A 14,546-nucleotide genomic window follows, 5' to 3' on the forward strand; every position below is an offset into this window, starting at 1 on the left:
AACCACCACGAGAATACCCTTTATTCATTTTCCTCTCCTTGACCACTTGCAGTTGAATCTGATCCGCCTGCACCGGAATCACCACCTGAGCTTGATGGACTACTTGGTGCTGATGAGTTACCCGAAGATAAATTGTTCATGGCATTGGACATGCCACCACCGGCAATACCACCCATCACTGAAGAGCCACCTGAACCACTGCCCTTTGTTAATCCTGACGCTTGACCTGCTTTTTTAAACGCTGCTGCTGTTCCCTTAACACTAGTGCCAAGTGCACCTAAACCAGCTGTCGCACCTGCATGTGCTAACCCTTTACCAAATTGTGCTGCTTTACCCCAACCTTTAGCTGATGACATACCTTTAAATGCTTCTGCGGTACTCCCCGCCTGACCTGCTGCAGAGGTGCCACCAATATTCATATTAAAACCATCTTTAAGCGCACCGGCTGAGCCACGCCCTAATGCTCCTGCTGCAGATCCAGCGCTAGCAATGGCGCCCGCACCAGCAGCCCCCGCTGTAATAGCACCAGCCACAGCTTGATCAGAGTAATTGCGTAACCCTGTCGCCCCTGATACTTGTCCAACAAAAGGAGGGATTTCCTTAACCAACATGTAGAAAATAATTAAACCTATCAATATTTGACCTAGTGGTGCCAGATCAAATACACCGGAACCTGCACTACCTTTGATTAAGTCCACCCAATGATTGGATTGCTGAATACCAACCCCTAAAATCAAATACATCGCTAATAACTGGAAACCAAGCCCTAAGACCTTGTTAAAGTAATTAACGACGGTAGGACGTGTGATATCCAAAATCCCCAATGCAAAAACCAGTGGTCCCACCACGATCATGGTATAGCACTTCACTAAAATAATCGCTAACTCACCTGCAATAAAAGCATAAAGGATCAGCACAATAATGGCGACGATTAAAGCAGAAACAGCCGTAATAGCATGCCAGATGCCCGCATCCCAAGCCGCTTTTAGTATTTTGACAAAAATATAATAACCTTGACCCGCAATAGAATCCGGACTTAATGAGCTAATGCCGCTGGTTTTTGCACCAATCATCATTAATGAGGAAATTAAATCAGGAATCCATATTGGTGCTAAGCTAATCATCCCATAAAAAAACGAGATATAAAAAACAGACTGCACGATCTTGGCAATTAAGCTATTTAACTCCTGCTCTTTGATGAGCGTAAAAATCATTGATAACGCTAATGAAATGACTGCCAAATAACCCGCTAAATGAAAAGCAAACTGCTGAATTTGTGGGGTATGTGACTTAAAGTCATTTAAGTAAGATAAAATCGTCTGATCTAACATAACAACGCCTTTAACCCTCTAAGTGAAATGTGGCATAATTGCCAACTGTTGATTGCCTTCATAATCATCTGCCGGTGGTTCTGGCACATCTAAAAACTTTTGTGTTGCCTCATCTTCCTGCTGCTGTTTTGATACCGTGTAAGCATCCATTGTTGCCTGCTGTGATTGCATTTGTGCTAATGACTGCTGTACTGCCTGAAGTTGGGCGGTATTCTCTGCCTGCATCTGCACTTGCGATTGCATCACTTCTTTTAAGCCTTGTGACTTAATGGAATTATTCGTGATTTGACTGCTGGTATCTGCCATTTGCTTAGACGCTTCCACCTGGGCATTCGATGATTTCAATGTCCCCTTTGAGGTGTCTAGTACCGTTTCAGACATCTTTTGTTGTTGGGTAAAGTAGTTTTTTACCTTGTCCGGCACAAAATTATCATTAAAACGCTGTGCCAAGTCCTTCGTTGAATAGGTTAAGGATTTACCTTCTTGTGCCATATCGGAAATATTATTTAATGAATCCAATATACTCGTTGGACTGTTCCACTCAAGCGATTTCATATTGGTTAACTGATTGGCATATGAAGAAGCCAACAGCGCTTTGCTTTGTACTTCTTCACCATAGACACGCAAAGTATTGGCACCATTTAAAGCGATTTCAAAGCGGTTAATTTCATCATGCACAGGATACATAGCAAAAGCACTTTGATATCCAGCTAAAACGCATAAAAGTGAGCTAGATAATACGTATTTGATTTTAAGCATCTTGCTGCTCCTTATCTTCCATCTCTAGGGCATCATCATCCGCTTGTGTCAGTAGATACTGCTCGGCAAAATTAGCCGCATCATGTAACCCCTTACTTTTAAGATAAGGAGAAATCCAGTTCATATGCTCATCTGTATAATATGAATTGAAAACTTGCTTATCTGCTTTACTAGAAACCGTTAAAAAGGCTTTAGCTACCTCACCTAAGCCTAAATCAATTAAGCGATTACCTTTCGGTTGTCGAATGTAATAGTGCTTTTTAGGGATGGCACCCGCAATGATCTCAATTTCTTTAGCATTTAAGTTCATGCTGGCATAATGATTTGCAGTTGTTTCCTCAACGGCTTTATCATTCGGCAAAAAGGCTTGTGTAGGACAAGACTCCAGTAATACATGAAAGATCGAGGAATTAATAGCATCAGTAACACTCTGAGTGGCAAAAATAACGGAGACATTCAGTTTGCGAAGCGTTTTAAGCCAATCTTTGATTTTTTTGACAAAAGTTGGGTGGTCTAAGAAAAGCCATGCTTCATCAATAATTAGCAATGTAGGGTAACCGTCTTTAAAACTCAAACGTAATTGATTCAAAATTGCCATAATAATCGGCATGTGTACTTTTTCGTTTAGCTCTAAAATTGCCCCAACATCAATACCCACTTGCGCACCATCAATCACATCAGTATTGGTACCATTCATCACGTTTTTAAAAACACCGGTGTTTAAATTTTGATGGGCTTTGCGTAGGTCAACATCCTGAAAATCCAAGTTGCTAAAGGTGCGATATTTCTGCTGACGTGTTGCTAGGTTAGTTAATGCCTGGCGTATTTCTGCCGATCGATCCGGTGTCATTTCAATACCTTGAATCACAAACGTATCTTCTAACCAGTTTTGTGTAATCTCTAAGGAAATATCATCATCCAGTAAAACCAATGGCGAAAGCTCTAAGCTATTTTTCTCACCAATTTGTACATACTTGCCAAATAAGCGATAAGCCACCTCTGAAGATTGATCTTTATCTAAACCTCTGACACGCGCATTTTTATAGCGTGAGAATTGTGCCTGCATAAAGTTTAAAAAAGTTGTTTTACCCGATCCAGTGGGTCCAACCATAATCATGTGCCCTACATCACTAACATAGTTAGTAAAGCGATAAGCGTTTGTCTGATCAGTAATAGAATAAAAAAGACATGGCTCATCTTTGCCAATCAATGGATTAGGGCAATGATGCTCACCTGAGTAAATATGTGATAGTGGTAACATATAAGACCAGTGAACCGCATCTGCTGGGTGTAATCTTCGGTTATAACACCCATGCCCTGGTAACGAACCTAGGTAAGCTTCAATATCGTTAACCGTTTCATCCCTTAGCATTAAACCTAAGCCTTGAATAGCATTTCTTAAGTCAGTTGCTGCACGATTCAATGCGCCACGATCTTCATTAAACAGTAAAAAAGTACCATTAAACATGCCGTACTTCATGAGATTGCTCTCATTTTCCATAATCGCCTGCTCAGCAAGCGCTTTGTTTTGGCTGGCAACTAAGTTCTCTTTCTTATTGCCATTCATTGCTTCAGCAATAATACCCAATAAATGACCATTGGCTTTATTATGCCAAGTGGCTTTTAACTTTTTTAACACACTGTTTGCCTCAGAACGCGATAGCGTTGCAAAGCGCACGTGATAACGAAACTCAATCGCTAGACTGTTTAAAATGCGCATCACCATCGGCATTAGATAGTGCGGGTATTCATTGATTGAAAAGGTACGGATATACTTATCACCAATTTTAGGCGGTAAAGACCCTTCAAAACCCCTTACTGACAAATATTGATGTAAGAACACACCATGTGGTGGTGCAATCATTTCAACCGTGTCATCCGTAATACATTTATGTAAAAATGAAGTATATTCATCTTTTTTTAGCTGATGGAAACGGCTGATATTACCACTTGCCACAAAATGCACAAACTGATCAACACGATCATCAAACTCTTTAGCAATCTCTTTAATCGTTTTATCTTTGATCTCTTCATTGCCGTCAAAAAGAAACTTGCGCGTACTGGCAGACATCTGTGATTTTGGCGTATACGTTAAGGTTAAATAGGTATTGGTTTCAAATAAAGCACCTGATTGTGCATATTGCCATTTGCGCTCCTGCTCAATCAATTGAGCCACAGGATTACTCATGTGATTGTGATCAGGATAATGACCCGATTGCTCGCGAATGCTGTCAAATTCAATCATGATATCTTCACCAAATTGAATAATCCCCTCTACCCAGCGAAAGGTCTCATGTGCGCATAATGCCTCAGTGATAGCATTAAAATCACGTCCATAAAATTTAAAGGCAACCTGAAGTGCGCCATCTTTCATCATCAACGTTTTATCATCAACAAACATTGCATAGCCCAACAGATCTGAAAACCCTTCAGATCTTGATAAAATAGCATTCTCGCGCTTAATCTCTCTGGCAGCTCTTGAAACGCCTACACTTTTAAGCAAACCTTTACCCATCACTGGCTTTTCAGGGGATGCAAAAAGTGATTTAACTGCATTGACAATAGACATAACACCCTCTTACGTTAATTTTGTTTTGACGTTGCCATAATATTCATCAGGCTTTGATTTAAAGGTGCTGCGCTCTAAGGTGACTTGCTCCCCTGCTATCGCAGGATAATAACCACGATACTTTCTGCGTCTTAAGAAAATACGCACTAACCTTGGATCATTCTTAGATACCTGAATACAAACAAAATGTACGGCGACGAAGATCAATATTGCCCATAAGCTCATCAATGACCACTGTGCTGTGATCACCCACATCGCACAGATGGTTAGATTTAAAATCACCAGTGGAGTCTCTGTTCCCATTGTTAAAATAGGGGTAGTGAGAAACTTACCAACTTGATGCTTATACTTCATACGATCTTCCATTTCATTCACCTTAAAAAATTAAAGCACCACTTGCGCCAAATACTTTCTGAATAAATGCATTTGCCATCACTGCAATTGAGATACCAATCGTTGCAACACAGATTTTTTTAATGCCACCACTTAGCTCCTGACTAAATGCCATTGCTAGTCCTGTAATTGCTACAGCAATTGTTGCCACTAAAACAGGTACTGGTCCCGATAACGATTTAGATATTTTAGACAGTGGACTTGTCCAAGGTAGATCATCACTGGTGGATGCAATCGCCTGGACATAAGTCACTAAGCTAAAAAATAAGCCAGCTGCCAGTTGGTTAAGTTTTCTCATCATTTTTTGATTTCCTTATTTTTACTTTCGTTTAACAAACTCTCTCGACAATAAATTTATGATTCACGCGATCATAATCTTTAAGTTTTGAAATCTCAGTGACCTTGCGCCCTGCTTTATATTTGCGGTTACGTTCAATATGAACCAAAATATCAACGGTCTCTAAAATCAAACTGATTGGTGCTGCAATACCAGCTTCACATGCCAAATCAACTAAGCGCTGCGGTGTAGCACTCGTACTATTGGCATGTAAAGTGGTCACCCCACCCGGCGTTCCTAAATTCCATGATTTAAGTAAGGCATGTGCACCATAATCAATCACCTCGCCAACAATGATACGATCAGGTCTAATACGTGTGCAGTTCTTAACTAAATCTGTCATAGTGCGTGTATGTGTGGTTTGCTGATAAACCACATCTTCAACTGGCACAACCAACTCTGGTGCATCTTCAATCACGATAATACGATCATTAGGATTACTGTAGGTTGGAATCGCACCCAACAAAGAGGATGTTAAAGTAGTCTTACCGCTTTTAGGCTGACCAGAAACAATGATATTACTGTAATCTGTAATTGCTTGAGCCAATAAATCATGCTGCTTACTACTCATAATGTCATGATCAACATAACTTAAAAGCTCAACAATATGTTGGTTTGGCTTACGTATCGTGATTGATACCCCACTCGTAACTGGTGGTATAATCACATGAAATCTTGCTCCATTGAAGGGTGCTGATTCAGGCATACGAACCGTTAAATCAGGGTTATCAATATTCAAATATAAATCCCTATGTTTAGCAAGCAAACGGCTAGCGTGTAGCATTTCAGAAGCAATAACTTTGCCTACTTTGCGCTTACCAAAAACTTTGCCTTCTAAAATTAAGGACTCATCAGGGTTAATAATAATTTCAGTAATATCATTATCTGCAAAGGCATCCATCACTTGAGCACCAAAGATGTTTTGCAATAAATCGATATCAATCTCGTTATGCATAACACTCCCCGTTTAATTGCTCCTGTATTTGAGCTATTTCTTTATCTAATTGATTGATGTCATGTTCTGCTTGATCATTTAATTGCTTACTCATTTCAGCATACATTTGTATAGTGTTTGGCATCACCAACGCAGGATAAGTCGCAAAGCACAATGAACTAGAAGCCATCAAAACTAAGCTTAGAGTTAAATGCCTTCTAGTCATTGCTACTGCCCCCCCCTTGCAAACATTCTTTTTCATTTAAATCCTCATTAACCCCGTACTCTTCAGGATTAAGTATTGTTATATAACCATTTGAAATCATTTCTTTAACTAAAGCTTTATTGGCTAGATCTATCATATAACCACGTTTAAAAGCACAATATGCCTTAAAATCATGATGTACCTCACGATCTACAGATATAGGTTGATCTCGTCTTGTCATTTCTTTTGACATGAACTGCTTATCCATCAGTGTTTCTAAGTTTTCATCTTGATTGATATTAAAACATTGCGCCCAAAGAAATTAATCAGTAGAAAATACAGATTTTTGCTATTATTTGTTGTGTTAAAGTCATTATTATTTTAAAGGAGCTTAATTTTATGAACCTCAACCAAGATATATCGTTTATCATTGAAATTGATAGATTAAAAGCGGTTTATAGAAAAGCCTTAGTTAAACATGACTCTGATCGTTTTGAAAATAGTGCTGAACATTCTTGGCATGCTGCAATGACTGCGTTAACTCTAAAATCTTACTTTATAAACCTCACCTTTGATTTATACAAAGCCATAAAAATGTTATTAGTACATGATCTTGTTGAAATAGATGCTGGTGACACGTTTGTTTATACAGATAAAGAAACTTTGAATCAACAATCAAAAAAAGAGTTACTTGCTGCTAAACGCATTTTTAGCATCACTGAAAACCCTCTAGGAAATGAGTTGTATAGTCTTTGGTGTGAGTTTAATGAAAATACAACCGATACATCTATTTTTGCTAATGCTATCGATAAAATTACTCCATTTATTTTAAATGTAAGCAATAATGGTGGGACATGGAGAAACTATAAAATTGATAGTAATAAAGTCCGCGCTAGAAATAAAGCCCTTAAAATAATTGCTCCAGAGTTATGGTCATACTTAAATTACCAAATTGATGAAGCAGTAAAAAATGGTTTATTGCATACGAGTTCCTAAAAATTCAACCAAATCATTTATGTCGTTATCTGTTGTTGCATATGAAACAACTATTCTTATAGTGTTTTGATGTCGCGATGAAATACCAATTTTATATACATCAATAAGATCAAGTAGCACATGCTCAGGTAGCTGAACATAAAGTATATTGGCATGAACAGGATATAAAACATGTCCGCCAATTTTCTGTATGTTATCTGCTAAACATTTTGCAATACCCAAAGCATAATTGGATGATAATATATGAAGCCCTTGATTAAAAAATGCTTTTATTTGAGCATTGATGAGATATTCTCTAGTTATACCCTGCGAATATATTTTTTGCATCCGCATTATTTTTTCCGCATAAGGTCGTCTATTTTTGATAACTAAAAGATCACCAAACGCATTACCAAACTTCCCTAAACCTAATGTTAACAAATCACAATACTTTATTAACTCACCCGGAGCACACTTTAAAAAAGAAATAGCGTAGAATAAACGAGCTCCATCCATATGAACAATTACTCCATTGGAATTGGCTATTTTATAAATTGATGACAACTCCTCTAAAGTATAAACCGTACCTACTTCAGTGGGTTGGGTAATCGATAGTAATTTATATCTTTTCTTCTCAATCAAGTTACTTAGATTATTAAGGCAAATTTTACCGTTTTTCGTATTTATTGAATCAATATTAATTAACCCAATTTTTTTTATTGCATCATTTTCATAATGCAATAAATGAGCTATATCACTACACAACATATTTTCTTGTGGTCTTACAGCTGATAATGCAGATAATGTATTAGCCGAAGTACAATTTATTACTTTGACAATATCAAGCTGATAGTGATTGAAGTATTGTTCTATTAGTTTCTTGATTTCAATGTCATTACATCGCACTGAGTCTAAACTAGTTATTGACTCAATGACTCTCGGATGTGGCAAATGGTTGCTATCACTATAAAAATGATGGTTCATTGACATTAATATACGTGTCCACTTCTTCTAACTGGTCTTCATTAAAAACTTTAATACCATGAGTCATCAACAAGTGTGCAGTAACACCACTGCCTTCAATAATTTTTCCACTATGTGTTCCATCATAAATAGAAGTATTCCCACATGATGGGCTATTTTTCTTTAATACGGCAACAGCTATATTATGTAACTTAGCAAATTCAAGAGTTAAATTTGCTCCTCGGACAAACTGTATCGTTTTATCTTCTCCAATTTTAGAAATAACCTTAGCATGTCCCTCATAAACACTTTTACCATCGCCACCAACTATTTCACTTGATGTTCTTGGAATAGGTAAACCTGCAGCAATTTCTGGGCAAAAATGAATAACTCTATTTTCCTCAAGCCATTTAGAGTAGATCGCGTGGTTAATTTCTGAAGAGCCACCATGATAGCGAACCCTACAACCAAATAAACAACTACTAACTAATACCTTCATCATCATAATAAAAGTTCTTCGGCACCTAAAAATTTAATTTGTTCATGGAACAGACCAACTTTTCTTTCAATATATGACTCTATGACATCATCTGATGCTTTACTAAATGTATCGCCAAATAACGTCGATCCTTCTAAAGGTTTGTTACTGAGTCCAATTTCCATCAATCGATATTTAACATCTTCAATTTTTTCACAAAGATCATATATTGGATAAGTGCAATTAATGTCATAACCCGCTAATAACTGCTGCAATCTTTCTCTCGAAACATCTCTTTGTTCTGGAAAATCCTGCTGGTATTTAGCATAACCTAAACTTACATCAAACAATTTATTTCTTCTACAAAAATCAACTGTGTGAGCTAATATAGCAATTTTCTCACCTAACACAACTAGGTTCTTATGATCTGTTAATATATCCTGCTCAATATCTCTTAGCGCTATCTTACGAAACGAACCTGCAACATCCATTGTTAAATTCCCAGCAACTAAATTGCCAAAACGTTTTTTCAGCTCTTTAATTCGATATTTCGTGATATCTCTATGAATAGAAGCACCACTGTCTGCTGACAATAAAAAAACAGGTAATCCTTTTAACATAAGGTATGATGCTGTTAATGTACTATCTCTTCCACCAGTGAAAAGGACAATTCTTGTATTTTCTGGTAAGTTATCAATTTTTTTCATTTATTTCTCCAGTCATAAGTTGTAGAGTCTATGTAACAGAGTCTAATATCCATCTTTTTGCTTCAAGGTAATCAATTAAGCCTTGTTTAGATAATTTCTCATGCGTTTTATTATAAATTTTATCTTTAATGTTTTTTGTATGAGTTTCAATGGTTCGATGTGAAACGTTAAACTTATCAGCAATATATGTAGCAGAATATCCTGATGATATATACTTAGCTACTTTCAACTCATGATTTGTTAAAATAATGCCATGATCAATTTCAAAGTTTTTTAAAAAATAATTTTCTGGTGTTTCAAAGTAAATATCTGTAAGGATGTATTTAGGTTTCACTGACTTAAATCTACTCTCAATCAGAAGTGTAAAATGATGAATAAATAAAAATAAATCTCTTTGATTATTGTTACATCTGGATCTAATGTTTGAACTTGATCTAGTCCCTGAGAAAGAAAAAACAATGATTTTATTTTCTTTGCGAATAAAAATAATGATTTTATTTTCTTTGCGAATAAAAATATTGCAGCCATTCCAAACATCCAGCTCAAAAAGAATTTCTAATGTGCTGTTATGAGGATCATCTGGCCATAAGAATATTTTTGGCTGATGATAATCCATAGAAAAAACAATGTCAGAAAATAAAATTTTATATTTCATCTGTCTTTTAAACCTTTCAATTAACAGTTGTTTGTTGTTTGTAAGATTTAAAACGTCGCCATTTTCATGATATTCAATATAATCAAAGTTACTTGCCCCAATAGTTTTCAAGTAATCAGATGAGGCTTTATCCATAAAATTTATCATTGAAAATGCATACTCTAGCGCTTCTAAACTGCGACTGTTCTCAAAATATGTCTTCATTTGTTATATACAAGTCAATTATTTCTTATTCTATCTAATTTGTATCATAAGATAGACAAACAATCAACGGTAGGCATATATACCGTGTTAAAAAACTTAAATTTACCGAATAATTTAATAAAACTCTACATTTATGAATGAAAGGATGAGTAACAAGAACAATTTACTTGTTTCGATTGGATCTACAATACAAGGATTACGTAGGAAACAGGGATACACTCAAGAAAGTTTTACTGAAAAAATAGGTATGGATGTTACTTACTTTGGAAAAGTAGAGCAAGGTATTATAAATATTGCAACTCTCAATTTAGATAAAATACTCAATGGTTTAAATATTCATTTTTCAGAGTTTTGGCTACATGTAGAAAAAAAAACTTATATAAAAAGACCCACTGTTGACGCTGATAGTATGCTTACAAAAAATGCACCATAAAATATTTTAAACATAATATTTGAAACCCTACTCACTGCTTTTCTATCAATAGCCTGAATTATTCCAATCATTACACCAAGGGAACTCAAGTTTGCAAATGATACTAAAAAAGTTGATATCACTGCCATTGTATGTTGACTTAGCAGCGCACTGTTTTCAGTTAACATTTTCATTGCAACAAATTCATTGGTAATAATTTTCGTACTCATAATTTCGCTCGCTAAATGCATTTGATCATATGGTATATGAAGCAACCAGCTAAATGGTATAAATACATAACCAATAAGACCCTGAAAGGTTATACCTAACATATGTGAAAAAATGGAATTAAGCATTGCAATTAATGCTATAAAGCCAATCATCATGGTTATAATTTTTGCAGCAATCATAAAGCCAGTCCACATATGATCTGCAAGCATTTCAAAAAAACTATCTTTCACAGTTATACGATCAATAAGATTGTTTGCATCACAAGCCTCTTCATCCTGACAAGGGTTGATTATATGTAAAACAATACAGATGTTGATCATATTAAGTATTACCGCCACAATGACATACTTAGGATCAATGATTGTCATATATGAAGCAACTATTACCAGTGAAACGGTTGATATAGCTGATGCGCAAATGCTGTATAGTGTTGTATCTGACATTTTATGCAGCATGCCTTTATACATAATATAATTTTCAGACTGACCTAATACAAAAGAGCTAACAACATTTAAAGATTCGATCCTGTTCCTTCCACTGATCAACGATAATAAATATCCAAATACTCTAAAGAAAAATTGCAAAACTCTAAAGTACTTTAGTATACCTATTAATGCTGATACTAATATGATTGACATTCCAACATTAAAGAAAAAAACAAAACCTACTTTATTGTTACTGGCAAGACTCCCAAAGACAAACTCAACACCCTCATGAGCAAAGGTAATTAAACTTTTAAACAGCTGCGAAAACAATAATACAACCTTTATACCAAAGGTTGAGTTTAATAAAACGTAGGCAATGAGTATTTGTATTATTAGTAGCCTTATAATTGACCATATTTTTATGCTATTTTTGCCATTACTGAAAATATATGAAGCAAAATATGAAATCAATGTACAGGCAATAAAAAATAATATCTTCGTTAGCATAAATTACCTCAAAACCGCTTGAAATTAATCATGGCATTCTCAAATCGACAAAACTCACCTCTAAAAGTCAATTTAACTTTACCTATTTCACCATTCCTCTGCTTTCCAATAATAATCTCTGCCTGACCTTTTACATCCGGATCGTCTTGGTTATACACTTCATCACGATAAACAAACAAAACCACATCAGCATCTTGCTCAATTGCACCAGAGTCACGTAAGTCACTCATCATAGGACGTTTATCTCTGCGCTCTTCTACACCTCGATTTAACTGTGATAATGCCACTACAGGGATTTTAAGCTCTTTGGCTAAGGCTTTTAATTCATTGGATATATGTGATACTTCCAAGTTTCTGTTGTTTTGATATTTATGCGATTGCATAAGCTGCAAGTAATCAACAACAATTAAACCAAGATTAGGGTGTTCACGCTTAAACTTGCGTGCCTTATGTTTTAACTCATTGGGTGTTAATGCAGGTTTATCAATGATACCAAATTCAAGCTTGGCTACGCGTTCAAATGCAGCACCCAATAATGTCCAATCATGTGCCTCAAGCTCTGCTGCTCTTATTTTAGAAAATGGTAAGCGTCCCAAAGAAGATGACATCCTCATCATAATATCTTTTGCCGACATCTCCATTGAAAACAATAAAACTGACTTGTCTGTTTGCGTTAAAACAGCTTCTGCTATATTCATCGCAAAGCTTGTTTTACCCATAGCTGGCCTTCCTGCGACGATGATAAGCTGTTCTTCACCCAAGCCACACAACTTGTCATCTAAATCAATAAAACCCGTTGTAAGCCCTGCTAAACCGCCCTCTTGCTCATTAATCTTGTCTAAGTAGTCAATAATCTCAGGAATAACCGCTTCTGCCATCACCACATCATCATCTGAAACGTCAATCTCTTGACGCACTGATAATATGTTTTGCTCTACTTTCTCTAATACTTCTTCTTCACTAGCGCCCTGACTGTTGTAAAGCATTTCATTGGATTGCGTCAAAGCACCTGATAATTTGCGTTTGATTGCTTTGTTGCGGACAATATCGGCATAAGCTCTTATATTGACTGCTGTAGGTGTATCTTTTGCTATTCTAGCTAAATAGGATAAACCACCTACTTGCTCTAACAGATTGGCTTCTCCCAATGAGTCAGATAATGTTATAACATCAAAAGGCTTGCCCTTCCCTGCCAAGGATTCAATATGCTTATAAACAATCTGATTAGGAACATGGAAAAAATCCTGCGGTGTTAATACATCACTGATCCTGTCAAAGGAATCATTATCTAGTATCAATGCACCAATGACCGATTGCTCTGCGTCAGATGACTTTAATTGATTTATGGTTGCATTCATGTCATATTATCCCTTGTAAATGTTTTCTTCGAAGTATTTTTTGAGAGCGTTTACAAGCACCTTGCTGTCATCTCTTAATTTCGAGTAGTTGGATGACAGTAAGCCTCTAACTTCTGCAAATTGTTCTTGAGTTAAATTGTTACGCCATACAGCATAAGCGGTTTCTAATGCTTCATCTTTAAGTGATTGCATACGCTCAAGCTTTTCTTTATTTGCTTTTACTTGCTGCTCAAGAGCTATTTCTTCTGGCGTTTTATATTCCGCTTCAATCCACTCTTTGCCCTTCTTAAGTACACCCATTAAAACTTTAAGCTTGTTTTTTTCAAAGCCAGCACCAAAGTCTTTGACCATATCTTGAAAACGATGAGTCAATGCCCAACCGTAGCTAGCAATACTTTTTTCTACAGCTTCAGGTGTTAAGCGTTTCTTTTCAGGTAGTTGTGTGTTGTAGTCAATAATCTGTTTAAGATGTCCTTCACCAAAACCAAATGACTCAAGCGGTGAAAGATCAATAGTAAACCACTCGTCTAAACTTTCACTTTGTTCTGATGTTTCAAGTAATTGGTTTTCACCTTGGATTGTAACCATTGAATTTTTTTGAGATTTTTGAAGTTCAATAATTTGTTGCTGTAACTGAGCAATTAAATTGTTATCTTCATTAGTGTTTATATTTTGCTCTTTGCTTTGGTGAGCTATATTTTTATTTATAGTAGTAATAGTATTACTATTATATATAGGCTTTTTATTTTTAGATGATAATTCCTTTTTCAGAGATTTAGCAGCCTGATATATTTCTTTAGAAACTTCAAAAGATCGGTAACCACCCACACCAGTTTTAAACTCATGTTTTATAAGTAGATTTTTCTTGTAAAGCCTTGTAATAGCGTTCTTTAAGCTTCCTTTTGTTGAATTAGTATGCTGCATTAATTCATCATGATTAATAGCTTTTGTTGTTAATTCATTGTCTATTAAGTTATCAAATATAAACCAAAATATATCAGACTGTATGCCTGTTAAAGCTTTCAGCTTGCTACCCAATTGCTTACCATCTGCTACCGAATTGCTACCCAATTGCTTACCATCTGCTACCGAATTGCTACCCA

17 protein-coding genes are annotated in these 14,546 nt (G+C 36.0%); 2 read left to right on the forward strand and 15 right to left on the reverse strand.

Features of this window, described 5'->3' with window-relative positions; genetic code table 11:
* Positions 1–20: 20 nt before the first annotated feature.
* Genes trbL through ACY10D_RS04320 form a run of 8 tightly spaced genes read right to left on the reverse strand, consistent with a single transcriptional unit; the run spans position 21 to position 6,781 of the window.
* Positions 21–1,331, reverse strand: coding sequence for a P-type conjugative transfer protein TrbL (trbL, locus tag ACY10D_RS04285; protein WP_486999538.1), 1,311 nt, complete (start codon positions 1,329–1,331; stop codon positions 21–23).
* A gap of 18 nt (positions 1,332–1,349) precedes the next feature.
* Complete coding sequence (locus ACY10D_RS04290; RefSeq protein WP_486999539.1) at positions 1,350–2,090, reverse strand: TrbJ/VirB5 family protein; 741 nt, start codon at positions 2,088–2,090, stop codon at positions 1,350–1,352.
* On the reverse strand, positions 2,083–4,659 hold the full coding sequence (locus tag ACY10D_RS04295) for a VirB4 family type IV secretion/conjugal transfer ATPase (RefSeq protein ID WP_486999540.1): 2,577 nt from the start codon (positions 4,657–4,659) through the stop codon (positions 2,083–2,085). The genes ACY10D_RS04290 and ACY10D_RS04295 overlap by 8 nt, the downstream gene beginning before the upstream one ends.
* A gap of 9 nt (positions 4,660–4,668) precedes the next feature.
* Positions 4,669–5,025, reverse strand: coding sequence for a VirB3 family type IV secretion system protein (locus tag ACY10D_RS04300; protein WP_486999541.1), 357 nt, complete (start codon positions 5,023–5,025; stop codon positions 4,669–4,671).
* Positions 5,026–5,035: 10 nt separating this feature from the next.
* Positions 5,036–5,353 (reverse strand): TrbC/VirB2 family type IV secretion system protein, encoded by a 318-nt coding sequence (locus tag ACY10D_RS04305; RefSeq protein ID WP_486999542.1) that lies wholly within the window; start codon positions 5,351–5,353, stop codon positions 5,036–5,038.
* A 28-nt stretch (positions 5,354–5,381) separates the two neighbouring features.
* Positions 5,382–6,344: an ATPase, T2SS/T4P/T4SS family gene (locus tag ACY10D_RS04310; protein ID WP_486999543.1), complete on the reverse strand. Its 963-nt coding sequence runs from the start codon at positions 6,342–6,344 to the stop codon at positions 5,382–5,384.
* The gene (locus ACY10D_RS04315) at positions 6,337–6,549 is read right to left on the reverse strand and encodes a hypothetical protein (RefSeq protein WP_486999544.1); all 213 of its coding nucleotides are present in this window, start codon (positions 6,547–6,549) and stop codon (positions 6,337–6,339) included. The genes ACY10D_RS04310 and ACY10D_RS04315 overlap by 8 nt, the downstream gene beginning before the upstream one ends.
* Positions 6,542–6,781: a hypothetical protein gene (locus ACY10D_RS04320; protein ID WP_486999545.1), complete on the reverse strand. Its 240-nt coding sequence runs from the start codon at positions 6,779–6,781 to the stop codon at positions 6,542–6,544. Before ACY10D_RS04320 ends, ACY10D_RS04315 begins: the two co-directional genes overlap by 8 nt.
* 146 nt (positions 6,782–6,927) lie before the next feature.
* Here ACY10D_RS04320 and ACY10D_RS04325 point away from each other — a divergent pair, with 146 nt between their 5' ends.
* Positions 6,928–7,524, forward strand: coding sequence for an HD domain-containing protein (locus ACY10D_RS04325; protein WP_486999546.1), 597 nt, complete (start codon positions 6,928–6,930; stop codon positions 7,522–7,524).
* On the opposite strand, the gene ACY10D_RS04330 is transcribed toward ACY10D_RS04325, so the two are convergent.
* The 4 genes from ACY10D_RS04330 to ACY10D_RS04345 are packed head-to-tail and all read right to left on the reverse strand — an operon-like array spanning position 7,504 to position 10,441.
* Positions 7,504–8,493 (reverse strand): threonine aldolase family protein, encoded by a 990-nt coding sequence (locus ACY10D_RS04330; protein ID WP_486999547.1) that lies wholly within the window; start codon positions 8,491–8,493, stop codon positions 7,504–7,506. The genes ACY10D_RS04325 and ACY10D_RS04330 overlap by 21 nt on opposite strands.
* Positions 8,468–8,971, reverse strand: coding sequence for a 2-thiouracil desulfurase family protein (locus tag ACY10D_RS04335; protein WP_486999548.1), 504 nt, complete (start codon positions 8,969–8,971; stop codon positions 8,468–8,470). The genes ACY10D_RS04330 and ACY10D_RS04335 overlap by 26 nt, the downstream gene beginning before the upstream one ends.
* On the reverse strand, positions 8,968–9,651 hold the full coding sequence (locus tag ACY10D_RS04340) for a hypothetical protein (RefSeq protein WP_486999549.1): 684 nt from the start codon (positions 9,649–9,651) through the stop codon (positions 8,968–8,970). Before ACY10D_RS04340 ends, ACY10D_RS04335 begins: the two co-directional genes overlap by 4 nt.
* A 28-nt stretch (positions 9,652–9,679) precedes the next feature.
* Positions 9,680–10,441 (reverse strand): response regulator transcription factor, encoded by a 762-nt coding sequence (locus tag ACY10D_RS04345; RefSeq protein ID WP_486999550.1) that lies wholly within the window; start codon positions 10,439–10,441, stop codon positions 9,680–9,682.
* A gap of 214 nt (positions 10,442–10,655) precedes the next feature.
* On the opposite strand from ACY10D_RS04345, the gene ACY10D_RS04350 reads away from it, so the two are divergent.
* Positions 10,656–10,943: a helix-turn-helix domain-containing protein gene (locus ACY10D_RS04350; protein WP_486999551.1), complete on the forward strand. Its 288-nt coding sequence runs from the start codon at positions 10,656–10,658 to the stop codon at positions 10,941–10,943.
* Here the strand turns inward: ACY10D_RS04350 and ACY10D_RS04355 are convergent.
* The 3 genes from ACY10D_RS04355 to ACY10D_RS04365 all read right to left on the reverse strand — a co-directional run.
* A complete protein-coding gene (locus ACY10D_RS04355) occupies positions 10,886–12,085 on the reverse strand; it encodes a nucleoside transporter C-terminal domain-containing protein (RefSeq protein WP_486999552.1) in 1,200 nt (399 codons plus the stop codon). The two genes, ACY10D_RS04350 and ACY10D_RS04355, sit on opposite strands and share 58 nt — an antisense overlap.
* 8 nt (positions 12,086–12,093) lie before the next feature.
* Entirely contained in the window at positions 12,094–13,443 is a 1,350-nt protein-coding gene (gene dnaB, locus ACY10D_RS04360) for a replicative DNA helicase (protein ID WP_486999553.1), read from the reverse strand.
* A 6-nt stretch (positions 13,444–13,449) separates the two neighbouring features.
* Positions 13,450–14,546, reverse strand: a 1,097-nt coding sequence (locus ACY10D_RS04365; protein WP_486999554.1) for a hypothetical protein, incomplete at its 5' end; no start/stop codon positions are given.

The organism is Cysteiniphilum sp. (assembly GCF_057495195.1).